This is a genomic window from Neobacillus rhizosphaerae, from assembly GCF_937468385.1.
Taxonomy (GTDB): domain Bacteria; phylum Bacillota; class Bacilli; order Bacillales; family Cytobacillaceae; genus Neobacillus; species Neobacillus rhizosphaerae.
Genome location: NZ_CALBWS010000021.1, coordinates 64,642 through 86,138, shown reverse-complemented (window position 1 = coordinate 86,138; position 21,497 = coordinate 64,642). Strand labels below are relative to the sequence as shown.

At 34.2% G+C, this 21,497-nt stretch carries 19 protein-coding genes and 3 pseudogenes; 7 read left to right on the top strand and 15 right to left on the bottom strand.

The genetic code is table 11. The features are described 5' to 3' along the window. Positions 1–70: 70 nt before the first annotated feature. The 5 genes from M5A78_RS15705 to M5A78_RS15685 form a co-directional block, all read right to left on the bottom strand. Positions 71–1,549: an Lsa family ABC-F type ribosomal protection protein gene (locus tag M5A78_RS15705; RefSeq protein ID WP_248736214.1), complete on the bottom strand. Its 1,479-nt coding sequence runs from the start codon at positions 1,547–1,549 to the stop codon at positions 71–73. Positions 1,550–2,039: 490 nt separating this feature from the next. Next, complete coding sequence (locus M5A78_RS15700) at positions 2,040–3,095, bottom strand: Cfr family 23S rRNA (adenine(2503)-C(8))-methyltransferase (protein WP_248736213.1); 1,056 nt, start codon at positions 3,093–3,095, stop codon at positions 2,040–2,042. A gap of 148 nt (positions 3,096–3,243) precedes the next feature. Beyond that, on the bottom strand, positions 3,244–3,405 hold the full coding sequence (locus tag M5A78_RS15695) for a hypothetical protein (protein WP_176699795.1): 162 nt from the start codon (positions 3,403–3,405) through the stop codon (positions 3,244–3,246). Positions 3,406–3,576: 171 nt separating this feature from the next. Continuing rightward, positions 3,577–3,954, bottom strand: a complete 378-nt coding sequence (locus M5A78_RS15690) for a hypothetical protein (RefSeq protein WP_248736212.1) — start codon at positions 3,952–3,954, stop codon at positions 3,577–3,579. Between the two features lie 613 nt (positions 3,955–4,567). Further along, a complete protein-coding gene (locus M5A78_RS15685) occupies positions 4,568–4,756 on the bottom strand; it encodes a PspC domain-containing protein (RefSeq protein WP_406603708.1) in 189 nt (62 codons plus the stop codon). Between the two features lie 722 nt (positions 4,757–5,478). On the opposite strand from M5A78_RS15685, the pseudogene M5A78_RS15680 reads away from it, so the two are divergent. Then, positions 5,479–6,323: pseudogene (locus M5A78_RS15680) on the top strand (tyrosine-type recombinase/integrase). Between the two features lie 140 nt (positions 6,324–6,463). Here the strand turns inward: M5A78_RS15680 and M5A78_RS15675 are convergent. Next, the gene (locus M5A78_RS15675) at positions 6,464–6,631 is read right to left on the bottom strand and encodes a hypothetical protein (protein ID WP_248736210.1); all 168 of its coding nucleotides are present in this window, start codon (positions 6,629–6,631) and stop codon (positions 6,464–6,466) included. Between the two features lie 146 nt (positions 6,632–6,777). Then, positions 6,778–7,308, bottom strand: a complete 531-nt coding sequence (locus M5A78_RS15670; RefSeq protein ID WP_248736209.1) for a DUF4871 domain-containing protein — start codon at positions 7,306–7,308, stop codon at positions 6,778–6,780. 220 nt (positions 7,309–7,528) lie between these two features. Between M5A78_RS15670 and M5A78_RS15665 the strand changes: the two genes are divergently transcribed. Beyond that, positions 7,529–7,924, top strand: a complete 396-nt coding sequence (locus M5A78_RS15665) for a DUF3888 domain-containing protein (RefSeq protein ID WP_248736208.1) — start codon at positions 7,529–7,531, stop codon at positions 7,922–7,924. Positions 7,925–8,151: 227 nt separating this feature from the next. On the opposite strand, the pseudogene spoIIP reads toward M5A78_RS15665, so the two are convergent. From spoIIP to M5A78_RS15645, 4 genes and pseudogenes are all read right to left on the bottom strand, one after another. Further along, positions 8,152–8,984, bottom strand: a pseudogene (gene spoIIP / locus M5A78_RS15660) (stage II sporulation protein P). Positions 8,985–9,566: 582 nt separating this feature from the next. Continuing rightward, complete coding sequence (locus tag M5A78_RS15655) at positions 9,567–10,160, bottom strand: hypothetical protein (protein WP_248736207.1); 594 nt, start codon at positions 10,158–10,160, stop codon at positions 9,567–9,569. A 566-nt stretch (positions 10,161–10,726) separates the two neighbouring features. Beyond that, positions 10,727–11,158 (bottom strand): annotated as a pseudogene (locus M5A78_RS15650) (exosporium protein C); the annotation flags it as partial. Positions 11,159–11,533: 375 nt separating this feature from the next. Next, positions 11,534–12,253 carry a YwaF family protein gene (locus tag M5A78_RS15645; RefSeq protein WP_248736206.1) on the bottom strand — a complete coding sequence of 240 codons (720 nt, stop codon included), beginning with the start codon at positions 12,251–12,253 and terminating at the stop codon, positions 11,534–11,536. A gap of 1,258 nt (positions 12,254–13,511) precedes the next feature. On the opposite strand from M5A78_RS15645, the gene M5A78_RS15640 reads away from it, so the two are divergent. The 4 genes from M5A78_RS15640 (at position 13,512) to M5A78_RS15625 (ending at position 17,886) form a co-directional block, all read left to right on the top strand. Continuing rightward, on the top strand, positions 13,512–14,009 hold the full coding sequence (locus M5A78_RS15640) for a sigma-70 family RNA polymerase sigma factor (RefSeq protein ID WP_248736205.1): 498 nt from the start codon (positions 13,512–13,514) through the stop codon (positions 14,007–14,009). Next, positions 14,002–15,033: an anti-sigma factor gene (locus M5A78_RS15635; protein ID WP_248736204.1), complete on the top strand. Its 1,032-nt coding sequence runs from the start codon at positions 14,002–14,004 to the stop codon at positions 15,031–15,033. Before M5A78_RS15640 ends, M5A78_RS15635 begins: the two co-directional genes overlap by 8 nt. Next, positions 15,018–15,326: a hypothetical protein gene (locus M5A78_RS15630; protein WP_248736203.1), complete on the top strand. Its 309-nt coding sequence runs from the start codon at positions 15,018–15,020 to the stop codon at positions 15,324–15,326. Before M5A78_RS15635 ends, M5A78_RS15630 begins: the two co-directional genes overlap by 16 nt. 1,024 nt (positions 15,327–16,350) lie before the next feature. After that, positions 16,351–17,886: a cardiolipin synthase gene (locus tag M5A78_RS15625; protein ID WP_248736202.1), complete on the top strand. Its 1,536-nt coding sequence runs from the start codon at positions 16,351–16,353 to the stop codon at positions 17,884–17,886. A gap of 153 nt (positions 17,887–18,039) precedes the next feature. On the opposite strand, the gene M5A78_RS15620 is transcribed toward M5A78_RS15625, so the two are convergent. Continuing rightward, entirely contained in the window at positions 18,040–18,459 is a 420-nt protein-coding gene (locus tag M5A78_RS15620; RefSeq protein ID WP_248736201.1) for a disulfide oxidoreductase, read from the bottom strand. Continuing rightward, positions 18,459–19,136, bottom strand: coding sequence for a thioredoxin domain-containing protein (locus M5A78_RS15615; protein ID WP_248736200.1), 678 nt, complete (start codon positions 19,134–19,136; stop codon positions 18,459–18,461). Before M5A78_RS15615 ends, M5A78_RS15620 begins: the two co-directional genes overlap by 1 nt. A gap of 491 nt (positions 19,137–19,627) precedes the next feature. Between M5A78_RS15615 and M5A78_RS15610 the strand changes: the two genes are divergently transcribed. Continuing rightward, a complete protein-coding gene (locus tag M5A78_RS15610) occupies positions 19,628–19,846 on the top strand; it encodes a hypothetical protein (RefSeq protein ID WP_248736199.1) in 219 nt (72 codons plus the stop codon). Between the two features lie 664 nt (positions 19,847–20,510). Here M5A78_RS15610 and M5A78_RS15605 read toward each other — a convergent pair. Both M5A78_RS15605 and M5A78_RS15600 read right to left on the bottom strand, forming a co-directional pair. Continuing rightward, on the bottom strand, positions 20,511–20,711 hold the full coding sequence (locus M5A78_RS15605; RefSeq protein ID WP_248736198.1) for a cold-shock protein: 201 nt from the start codon (positions 20,709–20,711) through the stop codon (positions 20,511–20,513). Between the two features lie 400 nt (positions 20,712–21,111). Continuing rightward, positions 21,112–21,489, bottom strand: a complete 378-nt coding sequence (locus tag M5A78_RS15600) for a hotdog domain-containing protein (protein ID WP_248736197.1) — start codon at positions 21,487–21,489, stop codon at positions 21,112–21,114. Between the last annotated feature and the right edge of the window lie 8 nt (positions 21,490–21,497).

Here is a 21,497-nt window from a genome sequence, read left to right as displayed (position 1 = left end):
TCTTGAATTAATGCTCCCTATAGTTTAATAACCTGATTTACTGATTATATCTTCAATTCTTTATATTTAACTACATAGGTATGGTTTTTGTTGCAACTGTTTGTTGAAATGCCTGATCATGCTCAACAATAACCATTGTGGGATTAAATCTTTGAATAAGCTCTTCAATCTGCATGCGCGAATAAATATCAACAAAATTTAACGGTTCATCCCAAATATATAAATGAGCTTTTTCACATAAACTTTTGGCTATAAGCAGCTTTTTCTTTTGTCCACCAGAGTAATGAGATATATCTTTCTCAAATTGAATTCGGTCAAAATCCATCTTCCGTAGGATGGATTTAAATAACGTTTCATCAATCTCATGCTCTTCAATAAAGTCCGATAACAGACCCTTCAAATGAGAAGTATCTTGTTGGACATAGGAAATAATGAGGCCTGAACCTAAATTCATTGTACCTGTATGCTGTATCGGATTTCCTTGAATTAGTTTTAGGATACTACTTTTGCCGCTTCCATTCTTTCCATCAAGTACAATTCGGTCTCCTTGTTCAACTATAAAGCTAATTGGCTTATTCACTACTTGGTCATCGTACTTAACAGACACATCAGATAAAACAATCAATTCATTTGACTGAAATTCAAATAGTTCTAATTTTAATGACTCGGTTTTTTCCACATTTTTTAGCAGTTTTGACTTTTCCTCAATAGCTTTTTGTTGCCTTGATTCAAGGTTCTTTGCTCTCTTCATCATCTTTGCTGCTTTATGTCCTACAAAACCCTTGTCCAACTTAGAACCCGAATTCGTTGTCCCATTTTTGGAAGCTTCCACTTGATTAGACCAACCTGCTGAACGCTTTGAAGACTGTTTTAATCTCCCTATGTCTTTTTGTAGGCGCTGATTTGTTGCCTCTTCGTGTTCCTGCTGTCTATCAAAATTTAACTTCCAAGAAGAAAAGTTACCACTTTGAACTTCAATATTTGCCCTATTTATAGATAAGATATGGTCAACGCATCCATCTAAAAAGATTCTGTCATGTGAAATTAAAATAAACCCTTTTTTCTTCCTTAGATAATCAGAGACCATCTTTCGTGCATCAGTGTCTAGATGATTGGTTGGCTCATCAATTAAAAGAAATTGGCCCTCAGTCAAAAAAAGTGCAGCAAGCAACACCTTTGTTTGTTCTCCATTTGATAATGTTTTAAATGGTCGGTACATGACCTCGGCATCAACATTTAGATAGGATATTTCACGAAGAAATTCCCAATCTTCTGCTTGGGGGCAAATTTCTTCAACGATTTCGTGAGTATACTTGTTTTTATCCGAAACTGGATAAGGGAAATAATTAAATTCTACCGAAGAAATGATTTTCCCACTATACTCATAATTCCCTAATAATAAATTAAAGAATGTTGTTTTACCTCGGCCATTTCTACCGATAAATCCAAGTTTCCAATCCGTATCTATTTGAAAGTTTACACCTTCAAATATATTGTCAAAGCTACCTGGATAAGAAAAAGTTAAGTCTTGAACTTGTATCATTGACATGATAATTCCTCCTTTGTATATCAACACTTTTTTACTGTTTATACAAAGTCGGCACATCCATCTATTCTAAATTTCTCCGTATAAGTTTGATGGATATTAACGACTTATACGGAGTATTACATGCGTAACAATAGTGTCTGAATTGCTCATTTCTCTCTCTCCTTTATTTATTAGGTTAAAGTTACAGATTAAAAAATATCAATCTTAACTATGAAAGAATAAAAAATCCTCCCATTTTGTAATTGGAAGGATTAGTCTTTCACTTATAGTAAATAAGTTCTTTTTTGCCATTGGAATCATGACAAACAAAGTGTAAACCGATTTATAAAAATGGATAGACTAATCCTATATTTTGTAGTTTGAAGTTATTCTTTTCAAATAAAAATATAGATTAGTTAATCATTGTCCATCCATCAGTCCTCTCAACATTGTATTTTTATATTAACAAATTTTTATACAGAATACAATTCAGCATCATCTTCACTTCAAATTACTGCTTGTTGTTCTTTTGATAACTTCCATACAATTGACCACAAGCAGCATCTATATCAATTCCAAATTGACTTCTAATGGTCACATTAATACCTGATGATTTTAATTTTTTGTAAAAATTAACAACATGACCTTCATCAACTTCACCGAACCTTAAAGGAGAACTGACGGTTGGGTTATATCTGATTAAATTTACATGATATAAACGTCCTTCTTTATATCGACCTTTTAATAGACTTACTACTTCTTTAGCATTGTCAATAGAATCATTCACACCAGGTAACATAATATAAGCAATATATACTTTTCTTGATGTTATTCGTATATGCTCATCTAATGTGTCCATTACATCTAATAATGGATACCTATCATTAATCGGCATCAACTTACTTCGTTGTTCATTAAAAGGAGAATGTAACGAAAACGTCAAATTGACTTGCGGATAATTCAGAGTCATTTTTTTTATACTTGGTATAATACCAATAGTTGAAATAGATAACCTACGAGGGCTTAAAGCAAACAGCGTAGGATCAGTGAGTACATCTAAGGCATCAAAAACTTGTACATTGGCAAGCGCTTCTCCCATCCCCATAAAAGAAATACTATCAATTGAATGACCTTGTAAGTAAAAATGGAGGATTTGGTCAGTTATTTCATCTGAAGTCAAATTTCTTTTTAATCCAATGTCACCTGTTGCACAAAATTTACACCCAAAATTACATCCGCACTGAGAAGATATACAAAATGATTCCCACCCAGCTTTATATTTCATATTTACCGTTTCTATTTTTTCATTTCCTGAAATTTCAAATAAGACTTTATTGACTTGCTCAGAATGTTGTTCCTTTAAAGGAACAATATCTAAAATAGACTCTCCAAATTCCTTAACTAAAATTTCTCTTAACGATTTTGGAAGTACATTAATTTCGTTGAATTTATTTATTCTTTCTTTAAAAATGGCATTCAATATTTGTTTCATTCTAAAATTAGGGTAATTATGTTCCCTTAAGAATTCATTTATTCTTCTATACTTATTGCTTTGTTTTAATTGCATCCTTCTCATCCTTCCATAAGACTCTCTAGTTTTATAGGAGTAAATAGAAAGGAGTTGTCTATCCCTTAAGTTAAAAATAAACACAAAAAAAGCACTGATAGAATTATCGGTGCCGAACTTAAAAAATATGCACAAATAAATAAGGACTCTAAGTCATTGCCTTGTAATTTATTTGCCATAGAGGCAAAGCTCCGATAACTGTTTTTGTATGGTTGTATAGCATAAAAAAGGACAGACTACTCCCTTTGTCTGCTAAACCATTACCAATTTTTACATTTTTACCAAACAGAATTCTAAAAACAGTTAACATTGCTTGCACCTCCCTTTGTCAAATTTATTATTGAGTAATCTAACATATAAGTGAGTATATGTAAAGTGTAATTCGAGAATTATTGTAAAACTAACCTGCCAGTTACTTGAATAAGAAAAAGACGACCATTCTAGTGAATAATCGTCCACGTTAGTACAATAAGCACTATTTCTATTCCATAATTGATTTTGCTCCAATTTTCCATTTCATAAAGAGATTTATGTCAGTTATAGCATCAATTATTCTCCAGTGGAATTCTCGATTTTCTCGAAGTTCTTTTAATACAATTGGTTTAACAATGTGTTTCTCTAACATACCTTTTGTTCTTGCAATGTACGCAAATCCTAACACTGCGTTCGCCCTTATTAGTGGATTCTCGTGTTCAGATAGCTTGGCACATAGGTCCTGTGCATACTTCCAGTTTATATGATATTCACCAACAGAAAGAGGAAGAGTAATAAGTTCATCAATTACTTTACTATTGAATATTTCTCTTATTTGCTCATTAGAAAACTCTTTAAGTGGTTTGTAAATCCGCTTTTCATCCACAATATTCAACACCTTATTAATTTCATAAATTCTTTTTCACATTTTTCAACAATCCAGCTTCGTTAGTTCAATAAAAAATCTGCCCTGGATTGGCCAGCATTCTTCAACTCAAGCAACCCGTTACTTTAAGTACATAATTTCACAAAGCTAACCTTGATAATAAAAGGAGGTTGACACAAACATAACCTACTTTTCAAACCTTCTCATATTAGCATTCCAACTGTTATTTCCGATCCATACTCCCAAGGGACTAAGGATTATTATGGTCATTAGAGAACTAAAAATAACAATCGGAATATTGGTTAATTCTGTTCTCTTAAACACAAACACGTAAACTATTGTAATCAACAATAACCAAACTTCCCAAATTAATAATGTTTTTAAAACATATCTTTTTTTTCCTTTGGATTTTATTCTATTCCATCTTTCTTTTTTTTATCAAAACTACTCACTTGAACCAGCTCCCTAAAAAAACCTTTTTCCAGTATAAATTCCCCTTATATTTAACATTTTCCTTCTTCAAGTAACCTGTCCGTTAGTTTAATAAGAAAATGAGCTGCCACCGCAACTCATTATGATCTTGAACTCTTGCACCCGTTACTTCAATATGAACTTATAATGTCGGAGGGCTATCAGACATCGCATTAGTAAGAATTAAATATATAAGTATATTGGCAGGTAAAAATATAAAAATAAGTCTTACCGCAAATGAAGATATACTGAAGTATTCGGCTATACCACCACAAACACCTGTTATAGACTTATCTGTTGATGATTTTCTTAACTTATTTTTCAACCCCATACACCCCTCTCGTATAATTCATCTCTTTTCATAAATTTTACCATATAAAACCAAAATATTTATTAAACTCTTCTGCCAGTTAGCTTCAGTACATTCCTTCACAATTTTGTTTTTATAAGGCTATTTTCGTAAAGAATGTTGTTTTTTTATAAAAAGGCTCTGGTAAACGATTTTATTATAGTGTTATCTTTTTATTTTTCAGCCAGAGGGCAGGTTTACACAACAAAGAGCCATTAATAGATTTTTTGATTTCGTCTAAGGTGCAGTTCGGAGAAATTCATCTATAAATTCCATAATTAGAGTGTAAACAATAAGACTGATAGGCAATAAATTTACAATTAAAGCAAAAATTCTTTTAGCTAAATTTTGTTTGCTGAACATTGAAATGATGCTCAAAGGAATACCAATCAAGGAAATGAGAAATGCGAGTAATGCAAACACTCCTATGATAGAATCCACGCTCTCGTTTGAAGTTCTTGATAATGTGTATACAGATATTGGTATAACAATAATCGTAGCCATTGCTATAAAGCACGAGATTTTAGTGAATATCTTCAGACTTTTCCTTTCCAAAAAATTCACCTCTCTTTAGATACTTAAATCAATAGGATTAGTTCCCTCTTGTTTCACTAATCTTCTTCGATAGTTCAATATCCAATGTTTTCATTTCTATAATGAAGGCAATAATTCCTCTAATATAGCCAATTTAGGAGGTATTTATTTTGCTGTTATCAAAAGCCTGGGAACTTTACGAATCTGATAAAAGGATTGAAGGGTTCTCTCCACAAACATTAAAGGCATATAGACTCCAATCTAAGTTACTCATTCAACAATTTGGCGATGTGAATATTGAATCAGTAACGACAGATCAGCTGAAAGAATACTTAGCAAAGTCTAGTGAACACTTAAAACCATCTAGTTTAGCTCATCGAATTCGATTTATTAAATCCGTATTTCGGTGGTCAAACGAAGAAGGACATATCTCTAAAAATCCAGCAACGAAAATCAAAGAACCAAAACAAGGGAAACGTATTCCAAAATTTTTAACTGAAAAGGAAATTGAGCTTTTAAGGGAAGCGTGCTTTACTCCAATGGAAAAGGCATTATTTGAATTTATGTTCTCAACAGGTTGTAGAATAGGTGAAATTGTGTCGTTAGAAAAGAATAGCATTAATTGGTCAAATCGCTCTGCAATTGTTCTTGGAAAAGGTGATAAAGAAAGAGAGGTCTATTTTAATATACGTTGTGAAATCTGGTTGAAACGATACTTAGACCTCCGTCAGGATAAAGACCCAGCTATTTTTGTCACTGAACGTCACCCGCATATAATGAGCATTGCCCAAATGAGGTACATTATTAAACGAATTTCAAGTCGTGCAGGGCAGGGATCAACAAAGAAATCCATCCTCACCAACTACGCCACAGCTATGCCACGCACCTATTGAACAATGGGGCTCCCATTGATGTTATTCAAAGTTTACTAGGGCACGAAAAGAGCGAGACCACTAGGATTTATGCTCAATTAAGTGGTAGCCTTAGAAGAGAGTTTTATAGAAAATATTTTTAAAAAAGAAACAAAGAAAAAGCAGCGGAAGTTCCGTTGCTTTTTTACGCTATCGCCCCAGTTAGCACAATAAGAGTTCAACAAAAAGGTCGTTAATCCTTCCTGGATTAACGAACCCTAGTTTTATAATAATCCCTATTTTATTATCGTTCAAGATGAGTATTTAGTGCTACCTTAATGTTACCTAATTGATCTTCGATTTCTTGGAGATATGAAATTTCTTTAGAGGAATTCCAAGCAATAACAGATAAACTAATTGCTATAATAACAAAACTTGCAACCTTTATGTATTCAAGTAGGTCTTTTTTCATATTCGGTACCCCCATATTTTCTTTTTAATAAATAATTCATTAAGAACATTAATAAATCCTTCTTTCTCTAACCTGCTACTTTACTTGAATAAGAAAAAAGCCTTTCTCCATTATTGAAGAAAAGCACCCAATAGTTGAATAAGAAATTAGCTTTCTTCAACATTTACAATAATTTCACCAAATAATTTATCACCAATATAAACGTTTAGCTTCCATAATCCTTCTGTCGGAAATTCCATACCTGATGGAACGTGCGTATCAGCTCCATTATTAGGACTTATTCCAACTTCTGGATACTCCCAAACTTTTTCACTATTAGGTGTTCCCGCATTTCTAATAAGGACTTTGTGTTCTTCACCTTTTTCGTTAATACCAACAACTTTTAAATTTCCCTCAAATTCTTCTTTTTCTCCCCAAAAATGCCACATATATTTATTACCTTTTCCTGCAATAATTGGTTGAGCTTCTGCTTCTCCCTCTTTACCAGAGCCAACTAAAAATCCAATTCTTCCTTCCTCTCCAACCAAAACATATTCTCCTTTTGTTCCATCTCCAAATGTAACAGGAATATTAAAAGTTGGACTTACTTCCCAATCCTCTTTTTTTACTGTTTCTATTTTTTCTGAACAACCTACTAACATTCCTATTAAAAACAAACATAATATAATTTTTTTCATAATAACCTCCTCATATATTGGACGAAAAACACACCATTTAGTTTCATAATATTCAGATTATTTTAAATGTAAGATAACCCTTCTTTTACTTATCTGCCCCGTTAGCACAAGAAGAAAGCAGCCAAAATAGGCAGCTGGCTCTTGAACTCTTGCACCCGTTAGCTTAATAAGAATTTCTTTAATTGTTCATTCTAAGAGAAACATGGAATGGAGGATTTTTATGAAAAAAAGCCTTTTAATATTGATTGCCTGCTTCTCTCTTTTCTTTTATTCACCTGTCAAAGCTGAAACCGTAACTAAAAATGATGTACAGTTGCGTGATGACTTGATTTTCATAATGCTTTATCCCTCAATTCAACAGGAATTGAAGAAGCAATATGGCGAAATTAAACAAAATATGTATGGTAAAATAACCCAAATCAAGCAGTTGCCAATAGGCAGTTACTTATTTAATGTCACGGTACAGGTAACAACATTTGAAGGTGCTCATGGTCCTCCCAATGATTTAGTGACGATCACTTTTAGCAATGAAAAAACGATAGAGTGGCAGGCTATTGATTTCAAAAGAAGAAGGTTAAAGCCAAATGAAATAACTAAATGCAGGCATCCTTTGTAAAAAGGGTGTTTTTTCTTCGTATATTATTCACCATCTTCAAACTTGGAAAAATGCATATGTGTTATGAATCTATATTTTCTAAGTTGTTTCGATATAAATGTGCTATTGAAAACATAAAACCAGTAAAGAAAGCACTTATTGTTATAGAAGATAAACCTGTAAGGCAAAAAGACAAAACTGTGCTAATAAAAGTAAACAATAACCATTTTACGGACGAGGGAAAATATTTAACCATTTCCATTTACCTCTTTTGATTCATTTGATTTCCAATAATAATCAGCCAGTATATCAGAAAATACATCAATTGTATTATGGAGTTCATTCAAGTTATTATCTACACCACCAATTTCCAGCAACATTGCTTTATTTGAAATGTCCTGATTATAAACACCATTACCCTCTTTATAGGTTTTAAGGAAGACACCTCTACTAATCCCTGGATATTTTTTTCTAGTTCTGCGTTCAAAGCTTTTGCCAATTCAAGATTTTCTAGATAGTTTTTGTTTTCTCTTCCTACCACAAAATAAAGCCTTGCATAATTTACACCATTAATCGTCTTAGTAGTAATACCTTTACGTGCATCGTCACGGTGAATATCAATATAATAGTTTAGGTTTGCGTTATTGGCTGCTGCTGCTTGTACAATCTCCCTCGATTCTGTATATGCTTTTTTATAGTTCCATCCTTTTTTCTTTAACTCTTGAGTCATATTTGTTTTATTGTGTTCAACACCAATGCCTTTGTTAATTAAATCGGTTGCTAGTCTTTCTCCTAGACCAACTACATTTGCCCTTTCATCCGAACTGACAGCTTCATTAGGTATTTTTGCTCCCACCAACAAAGGAAGAAATGATTCCCAGCTATGGCTATGATATATAAATACGTTTTTTTTATCAGGATTAGGAATAGGTTGATTACCTTGAGGTGTATCCCCTTGTTTTAACGATTCTTCAGCTACTTTCCTTTCATTAAGTAGCACTTCCATCGGAGGAGCAGATTCGTATGGAAGATTAGTTAGGTTGGTCCCTTCACCAGCTACTACAATTTCAGTATCATACATTCTTAAACCAGGGATTTCATTACCTAAAAACGTTCTTGCATCAGTGGGTTTGATCGTTGTTCCTATTTGGAAAGCTAAATTTGTCATTTTTGAAACTGTGAGAACATGCTTGTCCATTTCAGGAAAAAAGGTATGATTCTCCGATTTAAAAAATTGTAAAAAGAGTTTTTCACCACTTAATATTCCAATAGAATTATTCACTTTTAGCGATGAAAAATTAATGTTTGATATTACAACCAAAGAAATCATTAAAAAAATAAATATAACCATTAGAATTGATTGGTAAGTAAATTTCATCAAATACCCCCTTAACTCATTTATATGAGTTAAGAAGAGTTTTATTGTCTTTTTTTAACTAATCTGCCCGTTACTTTAAGTACAAACTTTCACAATCTCTTCTAAAGTTTAACCTAGATATCTAGGTGTTGTTCAACAATATGGCCCGATTGTTTAATAAGAGCTACAGTCGATTCTTCCACTAAACTGACTGTTGTTGAAGAATTTCCACAAAAATATGCGTTAATTCTTAAAATAAGCGTTAATCCTTCTTTAATCAACGCGCCCGTTGAAGAAGAAATGGTCCTAATTCACATATAAATGTAAAACATTTTTCTTTTTCTCAATCCTTCCCTTTATCACTCCTATATCGCCAATTGTAAGCGAGTCGATATTTTCAATGGGATTATTCTTTAATATCAGATGTAATTTAATTATATTTTGAAGTCCACCTTTACAATTGACTATAACAGGTTGTTGAACAAGATAGTCCTCATTGTTAATTCCTACTTTTATAAAGTTCTTATGTAATAGCCTATCTTCAAATGGAACGATATTCATCGGGTCAAAAGATTTAGCAGTTATTTCACCTTCAATAAAAAGATGATTTCCTTTTTGTTGCTCAAAGTTTTCAAATGCATTTTTTCTATTTTGCCTAGTAAAATTAATTACTTCCTCTGTTTCAGGACTTATTTCTACGTCACATATTTTAAAAAAGCCATCGGAAAGCTGTTTTAAAATATCGTATAATGTTTCCTTCTTTACCCCAAAACCTTTCCTTCCAACCTGCTGAAAACTCATCAAGTAATAAACAGATAACCAAACCAGAACTATAACTTCACTTTTCGAATTGAATTTGTGGCTTATATTTTTACTCCTCTCGATATTACCCTCCAACACTTCCAGCTCCCTCCAAAACAGTCAAAAAGCCAGATCTCGATTGTGCCTGACACCCGATCTTCGTGTTCGCAATACGATTTAACTTTAAAAAAAATGGCCAAACCTTCACAGTGGCCATCATTGTTAACGAAAGTAAACTTACTAACAGTAAAAAACAGGACTGAAAAGAAGCAAGAGAACCGTCACCTTGCAACCTTTTTATATCCCTAGAACATTCTGAAGATATTATCAAAACCACTTCTCATATTTCTTTCTCGATCTTGATCACGATTCATGCTACGTCTCGTGTTTCGTTCCCTGTCTCGGTCTCGATCACGATTTGTATTTCGATCCATGTCTCGGTCTCTGTCACGATCACGGCTCGTGTTTCGTTCCATGTCTCGGTCTCGATCACGATTTGTGTTTCGTTCCCTGTCTCGGTCTCGATCACGACTCGTGTTTCGTTCCATGTCTCGGTCTCTGTCCCGATCACGACTCGTGTTTCGTTCCATGTCTCGGTTTCTGTCCCGATCACGACTCGTGATACGATCTCGACTCGTGCTCTGATCTTGATCACTATCATGATCTTTGTCAGAAGGAGCTATTGCTAAACCACTAAAGGAAATTGGTCCTACAACTGCTGCTTCCGTACCATTGGTAATATTTTCAGCAGTTACTTGATAAGTATGGGCACCTTGTCCCACATTCATATCTATAGCTTGAAATGTTTCAGTATAGTTAACCTCTGATGTAGGATCGGATTCTACTCCATCTTGAGAACTGAAGATTTCTTTTCCATCACGAAAGATTTTAAATAAAAGTTGAGATGTACCAGTAACCCCGCGCACTCCCACTGTCGCAATTAATTCTACATGATTATTATTTGCATTATTTCGAGGAATCGTTATACGAATAGTTGCTAATACAACTTTTTTCGGAGAATGAGGAATATTTCTCGGTCTAATTTGATTAACCTTACGAACTGGTTCTGTTGCTTGATAATCAATAATACGAACCATTATAGTCACTTCCTTAACGTAATACTCTAAAATATGCAATTAAGGAAAAATAGCTTGGGCAATCTTTTTATAGTAATAGGCTAAATGGCGTAAAAATAAAAAAAGGCTAGTGACAAGCATAGGGTCGGTTCTTTGGCTAGATTCACCATGAAGTCGGCCTCTTCTTGAACCATTAGGAGAAGGGAGTGAAAACTCGTGGAACAAAATCATCCCGCTCATTTATGAGGGGGAATTCCCCATCTTGGTGACCCTTTATCGTATTGAGTCTAAGCTAGCTCTCGTGGTTCAGTTGATACAGAATCTCCCCGGCCACATGAAGGGGTGATTCTAAAAATAGAAGAAGCAAAAGAGCCGTCCCCTTGCTTCCCAGTTTATTCATCTATTTTTCCCTTTGATCCAAAATGGACTATAGAGAATGTAAAAGCTAACAATCATCACCAACTCCAGTGAAAGAAGATACCACGGCCATGGACCGAGATAATCTAAAAGGGAAGCGGTTCTAGGTTTTTTCATGATATATAGGTAATTTGTTCCCAACAACTTATTAAGGAAAAATACACATGCTGCATATAGGTTCACAATCAGAATGGTCACCCACAGGGAAGGAATGGTCGGCCGATAGTTGAAGGCCACCACCATAAACAAACAAGCTAATACTACCCCTCCATGTGAAACAAAAAACTCGATATATTGAAAGTGTGGAAACGAAAACTTGCCAAGATTAGGTGTCAATATGGCTTGAATGGAACTACCAAGCGCTGCAAAATACATGAATTGAAAAAGTTTATAGCTTCCCGTAAGCAGCATGACAATGGCGAGTATAACGACAATATCACTGAGATGCAGCGGCAAATCTCTCCTTATTGACCAAGCATTCTCAGCAACAAGCCAAAGATGTTCCGAAACATCGGACACAACTAAGAGAAAAGCCAAAGAGAAACGAAAAATCCTTCGCTTCCCATTCTCCTTAAGCTCATCCCTCTTAACATACAGGAGAATACAAAGAACGAAAATAATCCCAATCGTTAAGAGGTGCTCCACTGAAAAAAGACGAAACGAATCAAGTTTTGAATGAAATTGAAAGTATGCTCGCATCTTAATAACCCCATTACCTAAGCTGATTTTTTTAAGACTTCTTAGTTTAGAGCAAATTTATTCAAATCTATACCTATCTAGGAAGCAAGGGGGCGGTCTTATGCTTTGGCTCACGGCGAAACGGTTTTATGGAAAAGCTCTTTTAGACATAATCACCCTGGGTCACCGTGAATCTGTCTTATAGAAGAGCTCTTTTGGACATAATCCTCCAGCGTCACGGGGAAACGGTCTTATAGAAGATACCTATTGGACAAGATCACCCTGTGACATCAGGAAACGGTCTTATAGAACAGCTCTATTGGACATTATCTCTCAGTGTCATGGTGAAATGGTCTTATAGAAAAGCTCTATTAGACATTATCACCCTGGGTCACCAGGAAACTGTCTTATAGAACAGCTCTATTGGACAATATCACCCTGTGCTCCGGGAAACTGTCTTATAGAAGATTCCTATAGGACAATATCACCCTGTGACACCGGGAAACTGTCTTATAGAAATTACCTATTGGACAATATCACCCTGTGACACCGGGTAACTGTCTTATAGAAGTTACCTATAGGACAATATTCCCTAGTGCCACCTGGAAACTGTCTAATAGAAGATCCCTATTGGACAAGATCACCCTGTGACACCGGGAAACTGTCTTATAGAAGATTCCTATAGGACAATATCACCCTGTGACACCAGGAAACTGTCTTATAGAACAGCTCTATTAGACATTATCACCCAGAGTCACCGGGTAACTGTCTTATAGAAGATTCCTATAGGACAATATCGCCCTGTGACACCGGGAAACGTTCTTATAGAAGATTCCTATAGGACATTATCACCCTGTGACACCGGGAACTGTCTTATAGAAGTTACCTATTGGACAAGATTACCCTATGACACCAGGAATCGGTCTTATAGAGCAGCTCTATTGGACAATATCACCCAGAGTCACCGGGGAAACTGTCTTATAGAAGTTACCTAAATTACATACTCTATCAAAAAACTAACAATATCCGACAAACTTCGATGCGTGACAAACACAATAATATAGTGGCCTGATCACACTAGTTTCAATTTTATTTTTCAATTTAAAAAGAAAACAGGCTGCTTAGTGTGCTTCTGACCCCATTACCAATACTATTAATAGTAGAAATAGCACTCTAGCATAAGATTTCACCGGTTTACGCTTACATTTAAATAAAAAATTTCCATTCCTGCAACAATTTGCTATCGTTAAACGTGGTTAGGTTGAAAGGGGGAGCAGCAGTGGAGCTTGATAAAGCGTATCAAGAAAACGTGAATGATTTATATCGATATCTTTTTTCCCTTTCAAAGGATCATTTTATCGCTGAGGATTTGGTTCAAGAGGCTTTTTACCGAGCGTATTTGCAATTGGAGGATTATGAAATTTCCAATATCAGAGCATGGCTATTTAAAGTGGCATATCATGCTTTTATCGATTTTCAAAGAAAAAATAAGCGTCTGATCATTCAGGACCAGATAGAAGAACGGGGCAATCTCTCCATGGAAACGCCGGAAAAAAAGCTGCTTGAAAAAGAAAGTTTTCAACTTTTGCTAAATGATATTCATTCATTAAAGGAGCAAGAAAGACATGTCTTGTTATTATGTGACTTGCATCAGCTTAAATACAATGAAGCAGCGGAAATTCTTAATATGAAAGTAAATACGCTAAAAAGCCACTTGCATAGAGGACGAAGAAAGGTCATGGAAAGAGTAAAAGAAAGGATGATGGTAGATGAGTGATGAAAAGAATCATGTTCCAAATGAAATGGATGACTATCAAAACTATCTTAAGGAATCAATGAATGGAATAAATGACTTTCACCCATATACAGAAGAAGGACAAAAAGAGATTGTCAATCTTGGAAAAAATATGGCGCGAAAAACCAATATCATGGTAAGCCTGGCTATTTTGCTACTGATTGTACCGATTATGACATTAGCCACTTACATGTATTACGGAATTGGCGGCAGGGCGGATCATTTAATTGATGTTGTCACAAAAACGATTTATGTGACTGAGCCCAATATGAGCTTAGAAAAATTAAAGGTAGAGGATGACATTGGTCTCTTTTCGATGAATATAAAGTTTGATGTTTTAAAAAAGATTGGGAAAGAAGACTATAAGATTGGGAACTATGATATTGATTTTCTGTTAGACCAGCCTAGTTTTCCAAAGAAAAATCTGTTGTTAGATCGGCCGTTAGCTGAAAACCCAACTAAGGAAACGGAAGTCATGGTCCATCCAAAGGCAAGTATTCCATTTTCTACGACAGATGGGTGGGATATATTAAAAAAGCTTCCGGACGGGACTGTCTCTGAGGTCTATATATCGTTAAATCATTTAATGAAACCAGACGATTTGAAAGAAAGCCTGCCAAAAAATATGGAACTTCGCTGGTTCGCGGTGGATACAGGAATGGAAATCACTCAAGAAGATAAAGAGGGAGTACCGATTACGCCACTAGGTTATCCTGCACAGTACGACCACACCACTTGGTCCCCATTTAAGACCAATGGAGAATCAAATGAAGAGGTATTTCTTGATATTTTATCACTGCTTGAAAAAAATGAATCCGTTGCTGAAAAAGTTGCCCGTGCCAAATCATTATCCATGAGCAGCCGTTTGGCCTATATTAAAGAACATGGCATAAAGGTGTACGGCGCAGTCATAACTGGGCCGACTGAAGAAATTAGAAAGCTTCAAGATATGAAAGAAATACGCGCACTAAAAGTTGGGGAGGTAAAGCTATGGAACTGGGAATAAAGAAAAAAGCTAAGCATAAAAGCTTACCAACAATATCTGGATTTTTATCTTTTCTAATTGCGCTCATTTCGTTAGCAGGATTAAATGTTGCCCTTTTAATAAAAGAAAAAGTGTTTCCTGGAATCTTTATTTATCAACTTCCAATGCTAAGTATTTTTCTCGGCATAATTGGGCTATTTACCAGAAAACGATCGAGACTTTATGCCATATGGGGAATCAGTCTAAGTATTTTTCTGTTTATTTTTACCCTATTGATGGTTGTCTCATCTTTGAGCATTAATTATAAACCATAATACGAACAGTGCTAGGCACTGTTCGTATTTTTCATATTAAACTAATGGATGAGGACCCAATCTATAAAAGAGAAAAAGAAAGCCCCTTTGACTAGTTGGCTCTTGGTTATGGTTGGATGCAGCATTGAATAAGGCATCATTTTAATACGAAAAGCCCGCTATTCCTGTAGGGATGTTAACCACCTTGTTTAGGACGAGGCCTGCCTAAAGATACATACTTCGACTAGATTCTCCTCTGGTTCTTCCTAATCAAACGTTTGATTACATCCGCTTCAAACCCTATTAAATAAAGATTTATTCATCTGAAAGCGGAAAAAATTTGTTGAAAGATGATAGATAAATGGACTATGACTAACACACAGATAAGCTAATCCCCTTTAATGCTACATATCGACTGATTTCCGTATATGCTATACTATTCAATCGTTTAATTAAGTACTGAGTGATCATTGATATATAAGGAATTTTTTCATCTCATAGGATAATATTTTGTCTATGAAACATTAAGGTGCTAGCAGAAAAAAGAACAAGATTCCGGAGTAAATGATTCTATTTTATTGAACCTACATAATTCTACTCATTTTCCTATTTTCCAACACTACTCAAACGTTTGATTAAAAATGCCTTCAGCCTGCTTCCAAAACCGCTTTTTACATCCAATGTCTAAAAAAAGATGTCGAGAACTGTCTTCTGTTAACCCCCCTTAAAGTAGGACGCTATCCATTTCGGGATGTCTATCACTGGGTAGTAATAAGTACTTCCACCACCCTCACTTAATCAAGAATCAGAATGCGGGTACATAGGTACCAATAGCTGTAATTATTGCTTTTGATCGCATTCGTTTGTCCCCTTTACTATTTTTATACTCGGTTTTATAATTAAATATTAGAACCAGGTACTAATCATTATCAATGATTTTTCCTGAAAATAATGGGAATTAATACCACTTACGTTAGTACAAAGGAGAGAGATTCATGTTCAATATTCAACAAATTTTAAGAAAGAATGGGTGAATTTTATACATATGAAAAATCGTATCGTTCAATTATTAACTGTGTTTGCAATTGTACTGTTTATCCTTATTCTCGTAAATAAATCCATCATATCGCTAAACACTCTTGTAGGTATATTATGGCCTATCACTCTTATAGGGATTTCCTTTGTTATCTTTATTGAAAATCGTTCCCCACAAAGTACATTAGCGTGGTTTTTAGTATTAGCACTTCTTCCGGCTATAGGCGTACTATTCTACTTACTTTTTGGCAGAAGCCGTTGGAGACGAAAAAAGCATTTACATCGTGCAGAGGAACAAAGAAAGTTATTCCGAGAAATTTTAACAGATAAGCGTTTTGATTTAACATCTCCATTACCATCCTCATTAAGTGAGCGGTCTACCTATTTAAAAGAGGTCATACAAAAATTTGGCGGTGGTCCTGTCGCAAATGAAACAGCAACAACTCTTTTAACAAACGGGGAAGAAACATTTACAGAAATCATCCAAGCTATCGAAAGCGCACAGCATCACATTCATATCCAATACTATATTTATCGCTCAGATGAAATCGGTACAAAAATTCGGGAGGCATTAATAAAAAAAGCACAATCCGGTGTAATTGTACGCTTTCTTTATGATGGGCTTGGAAGCAATTCACTACGAAATCGCTTCTTACAACCTATGAGGGATGCAGGAATTGAGGTTATCGAATTTGATCCTATTCTTTCACAGTGGCTGCTTGAAACAGTCAATTATCGTAACCATCGTAAAATTGTTATTGTAGATGGAACAATTGGTTTTACAGGTGGGCTCAACGTTGGTGACGAATATCTCGGCCGTTCGAAAAAGTTTCCTATCTGGCGCGATAGTCATTTGAAAATAGAAGGAAAAGCATTATATAAACTACAAGCAATTTTTTTAGAGGATTGGCTCTATGCTTCTAGCGGTTTAAACAATTATTCTTGGGATTCATTTATTAACAGAGATTATTTTCCAGAACGTGGAATTCATCAAGCTGAAGGCGCTGTTCAAATCGTTGCAAGTGGCCCAAGCTCAGATGACATAAGCATTCGTAATGCGCTATTAGCAATTATGGGATCTGCAAAAAAATCAATTTGGATTGCAACACCCTACTTCATACCAGATCAAGAAACATTAACATTACTACGTTTAAGCGCAACCGCTGGAATTGATGTCCGCATTCTATATCCAGGAAAAAGTGACAGTGTTATTAGTGACCAGGCATCTCAATCCTACTTTACACCACTACTAAAAGCAGGAGCTTCAATTTACCACTATAAAGATGGATTTATGCACGCAAAAATTGTACTTGTTGATGATGAAATCGCAACAATTGGTACAGCAAATATGGATATTCGTAGCTTTGAGCTTAATTATGAGCTCATTTCAGTACTATATGAATCTAAAACGGTTTTAGATATAAAGCGTGATTTCGAGCAAGATTTTAAAGAATCCATGGAAATTAGATGGAATTCATTTCAAAAACGAAGTATTCGAAAACGAATACTCGAATCCCTTATGCGATTAATTTCACCATTATTGTAACTTAGATACAAATATTAGAAAGTAGTGAAAACAAATTTGTATTTTTCAGCCAAGCTTTAGAGGTACTAAGAACTATTTCTATTTTCAATTAATATAAATGGTAAAAATTATATTAGAGATACTTTTATAACAAAAATAAAAAAGTAGCAGCAGCTACTTTTTTACAAGCCAAATAGATATGATTATTAAAGTAAATGCTGTTAATGACATCATTGGAATAGTTATAAATCCTAAATAATTTACATAATCAACAGAGCATGGAACACCTTGCTTACATGGTTCAATTGCCTTCATTGCAGGTATTTTTTGAAGTAAAACATGATAAAGCGCAATTAACCACCCAATAAATGAAACTGCTAATATATATTTTTTAATACTATATTCATTATGGTAGATTGCAATTCCTAGAATTAAAACAAGTGGGTACATAAATATTCTTTGATACCAGCACAAACTACAAGGGATAAAATTCATTACTTCACTGTAGAATAAACTCCCTAGTGTTGCAGTAATGGCCACCATCCAAGCTGCGGCATAAAAATATACATTGTAATTTGAATTAGAAGTTCTCATTACTTTAACCCCTCTTCAATTAGTTCGTTTATTTTGTCCATATCAAATGGGTCAGTTAATTCAACTCCGTTAATAAAGATACCAGGGGTTAATTTTAATCCTACTTCTTTTACTAGTGAATCATCTTTACTTATTTGGTCTAGTACTTCTCGACTATTCATTTTTGCATTAAATTCGTCTTTGTTAAAATTAGGGATTGTTTTACCTGCAACATCAACAACTACATCTTGGTTTACCCAAACCTCATCGTGATTAGAAGTTTCTGGCTGCGCTTGATATAGATTGTGTACATAATCCCAAAAATAATCTGGGTATAATTCATAAACTGCTTCAAATGCTTGGGCTCCTATTTTTGAAGGTTCTTCATGGAATAAAACATTTGTGAAGGAGAAGTTTGCTTTTCCTGTATCTATGTATTTTTCTTTTATAACAGGAAAATACTGAAGACTCCAAACTTTACATGCTGGACACATTATATCTCCCATTTCAACAATTTGAACCTTGGCATTTTTTTCACCAATAGTAGGTTGCCCTTCCATATTAAGCGTTTTAACATTTTCTTTATCAGGCTCAGGAGTATAACTAAATACTAATATAATACCAATTATCGCTAATAGGCCTACAGTTAATACAATAATTTTCCCCATATTAGAACTGCGTTTATTTTTATATTTCATGATTAATACCTCTACTTTTTTTATTTGGTCACACTATTAATTATAAAAGATATTAACTGTAAATATTATGTATAAATTGTGAAACCCTTTCCAAATGAGATGTTTTTTGTATTAACTAGCATTTTGTGAGAATTCTAACTGGCCAAGTATTCCTCCTATGCCTACTCATCAAGGTGCGAAGTTTAAGTTTTTAAGATAATTCTTTTAAGAAAATTTTATGTTTATTACTATTTTGATGATTGTATTGATTACGTATATTTCACCGATTTTTAATATTTATCAAAATTTCAAAGACTAATTCCTTGTTAAAATGAAGGAGAACTCCCTTGAAAGAGGTACAAAAGTGAAAAAATGTCATCCATTTTATTAAGTAGTCTTTTAATAGCTGGGAAAGAGCTTAAGGAAATAAACCGAATAATTGTTAAAAAATAGGAATCATATGGTGAACCTACTTCAACACATGGCACAATATAAGGAGTGAACATTCTTTTATGAAAAAAGTAATGATATTAATGATGTTTATCATTTTATTTATGGGTATTGGAACAGCAGTTTATACAAGCCCCTTAAATCAGTCAGTAAGTGCAAAGCTTCAACAGTGGATTGATCCCAAGTCGGATAATAACAAAAAGGACACGTGTGGGGTAAACCATGTGCCATCAGAAAATAGTTCTTCAAAAGAGGATAATTGTCAATTAAAAGAAAAATAGATAATTCAAATTATATTCATATTTTAGAAGTATTATTAAACGAACCCACAACATGGTTATACCTTTCAAGGTCCATAAATATTACCTTGCTCTAAGAATAATATTCTGACTGTCACACCATCTTTATATCCACAGGATAACTCAAGGCATTCCGTAATTATTTCTTTGCCAGTATTGTTTCAGAAGGAGTAACGCTTAAGCAACAGCCAAAGGTAATTTATCTAATTGAAGTTTAGTATAAAAGGGAAGCATGATAACGTTGACTTTAACTTACTATGCAGAGCATTTATGTGCTGTTTATGGTACAAACTTTAGCTTAGTTGGGGTCTGACCCCATATACCTTAACCCCCTACACTTACAAGACGTTCAATATGTTAAAAAGGCTACTGAACTCCTGCTTCGTTAATGGAACAAGAATAAAAGATACCTTTTAACAAATCCAACAAAAAAAAGTGACCATTTCAGCCACTCTTAACTAAATCAATTCAGAAATCATTATAACCTATGATAATTAGGAGATTTTGTGTTTTTGTGTTACACTTTATTTACCATTTGATTTACTGTTCACATGTTCCCCACTCATTCGTGAGTGGGGTTCCTTGTTTTTAAGATACATAAAAAAACAGACTCTAAAATAGAGCCTGTCTATATCAGACATTGTTATTAAGCTTTATGAACGTTAGTAGCTTGGGGTCCACGTTGACCTTGCTCTACTTCAAAAGTAACTGCTTGACCTTCGTCTAATGATTTGAAACCTTCGCTTTGGATTGCTGAGAAGTGAACGAATACATCGTCTCCAGCTTCGCGTTCGATGAATCCAAAACCTTTTTCTGCGTTAAACCATTTTACTTTACCTTGTTCCATGTGTGTTTCCTCCTGCTGTGTGCTTTTGCACACAATATGTTACTATCCTTGCTACCAGTGATCATTAAGACGAAAAGTTCTACTAATACTATCCTTTACACCGAACAAAAATAATTCTTCCTCAGAATACCATTTTTCGAAAGTGTTTGCAAGATTACCATCCCATTATGTGAATTTATGTCACTTTCAATAAAAACTTATTTTCTATTTTCTGCTATGCAACTCTAACTTTAAAGAATAACTTATAAACTTTATAGTCATCTTCACTAACAATTGAATGTGCAATAATGTGAATCCGATTTCTCTTGAACTTTTAAAATGATTTTAGAAAATGAAATAGCTTTGATATTTTTTGATACCTTCCAAATTTAATATGTTCAAAAGCCGCCAATCGTGACAGCTAAAGTATTACACCTGAAAAATTCCCTTTCAATACTTCTTTTTCATTCTGATTTTCACATAAAAAGGATGCAAAAATAGCTGTTCTATTATTTTCTTGCCTTTCGTATTTTTCAATTTTAACTTCACAAATTATTGTATCTCCCGTAAACACAGGTCTTAAAAACTCAAAATTCATAGTACGAGCCAGTACGTTATTATCTCCACCTACTTTTGTTGGTAGAGTTGCCGTTAATAACCCTTGAATTACAAGTCTTCCCTGTTCATCTGGGGATATATGATGAATCCCTTCATCACCTGAAATCTCTGTAAATAATTCAACATCCCTTACTGAAAAAGTCCGTTCAAACGAAATAATATCTCCTACTTTTAATGACATATAAATCT

Excerpts from the sequence above, each read along its gene's own strand:
- M5A78_RS15705 (WP_248736214.1), bottom strand. The coding sequence starts at position 1,549 with ATGTCAATGATACAAGTTCAAGACTTAACTTTTTCTTATCCAGGTAGC.
- M5A78_RS15700 (WP_248736213.1), bottom strand. The coding sequence starts at position 3,095 with ATGCAATTAAAACAAAGCAATAAGTATAGAAGAATAAATGAATTCTTA.
- M5A78_RS15695 (WP_176699795.1), bottom strand. The coding sequence starts at position 3,405 with ATGTTAACTGTTTTTAGAATTCTGTTTGGTAAAAATGTAAAAATTGGT.
- M5A78_RS15685 (WP_406603708.1), bottom strand. The coding sequence starts at position 4,756 with ATGGGGTTGAAAAATAAGTTAAGAAAATCATCAACAGATAAGTCTATA.
- M5A78_RS15675 (WP_248736210.1), bottom strand. The coding sequence starts at position 6,631 with ATGAAAAAAGACCTACTTGAATACATAAAGGTTGCAAGTTTTGTTATT.
- M5A78_RS15670 (WP_248736209.1), bottom strand. The coding sequence starts at position 7,308 with ATGAAAAAAATTATATTATGTTTGTTTTTAATAGGAATGTTAGTAGGT.
- M5A78_RS15665 (WP_248736208.1), top strand. The coding sequence starts at position 7,529 with ATGAAAAAAAGCCTTTTAATATTGATTGCCTGCTTCTCTCTTTTCTTT.
- M5A78_RS15645 (WP_248736206.1), bottom strand. The coding sequence starts at position 12,253 with ATGCGAGCATACTTTCAATTTCATTCAAAACTTGATTCGTTTCGTCTT.
- M5A78_RS15635 (WP_248736204.1), top strand. The coding sequence starts at position 14,002 with ATGAGTGATGAAAAGAATCATGTTCCAAATGAAATGGATGACTATCAA.
- M5A78_RS15630 (WP_248736203.1), top strand. The coding sequence starts at position 15,018 with ATGGAACTGGGAATAAAGAAAAAAGCTAAGCATAAAAGCTTACCAACA.
- M5A78_RS15625 (WP_248736202.1), top strand. The coding sequence starts at position 16,351 with ATGAAAAATCGTATCGTTCAATTATTAACTGTGTTTGCAATTGTACTG.
- M5A78_RS15620 (WP_248736201.1), bottom strand. The coding sequence starts at position 18,459 with ATGAGAACTTCTAATTCAAATTACAATGTATATTTTTATGCCGCAGCT.
- M5A78_RS15615 (WP_248736200.1), bottom strand. The coding sequence starts at position 19,136 with ATGAAATATAAAAATAAACGCAGTTCTAATATGGGGAAAATTATTGTA.
- M5A78_RS15610 (WP_248736199.1), top strand. The coding sequence starts at position 19,628 with ATGAAAAAAGTAATGATATTAATGATGTTTATCATTTTATTTATGGGT.
- M5A78_RS15605 (WP_248736198.1), bottom strand. The coding sequence starts at position 20,711 with ATGGAACAAGGTAAAGTAAAATGGTTTAACGCAGAAAAAGGTTTTGGA.
- M5A78_RS15600 (WP_248736197.1), bottom strand. The coding sequence starts at position 21,489 with ATGTCATTAAAAGTAGGAGATATTATTTCGTTTGAACGGACTTTTTCA.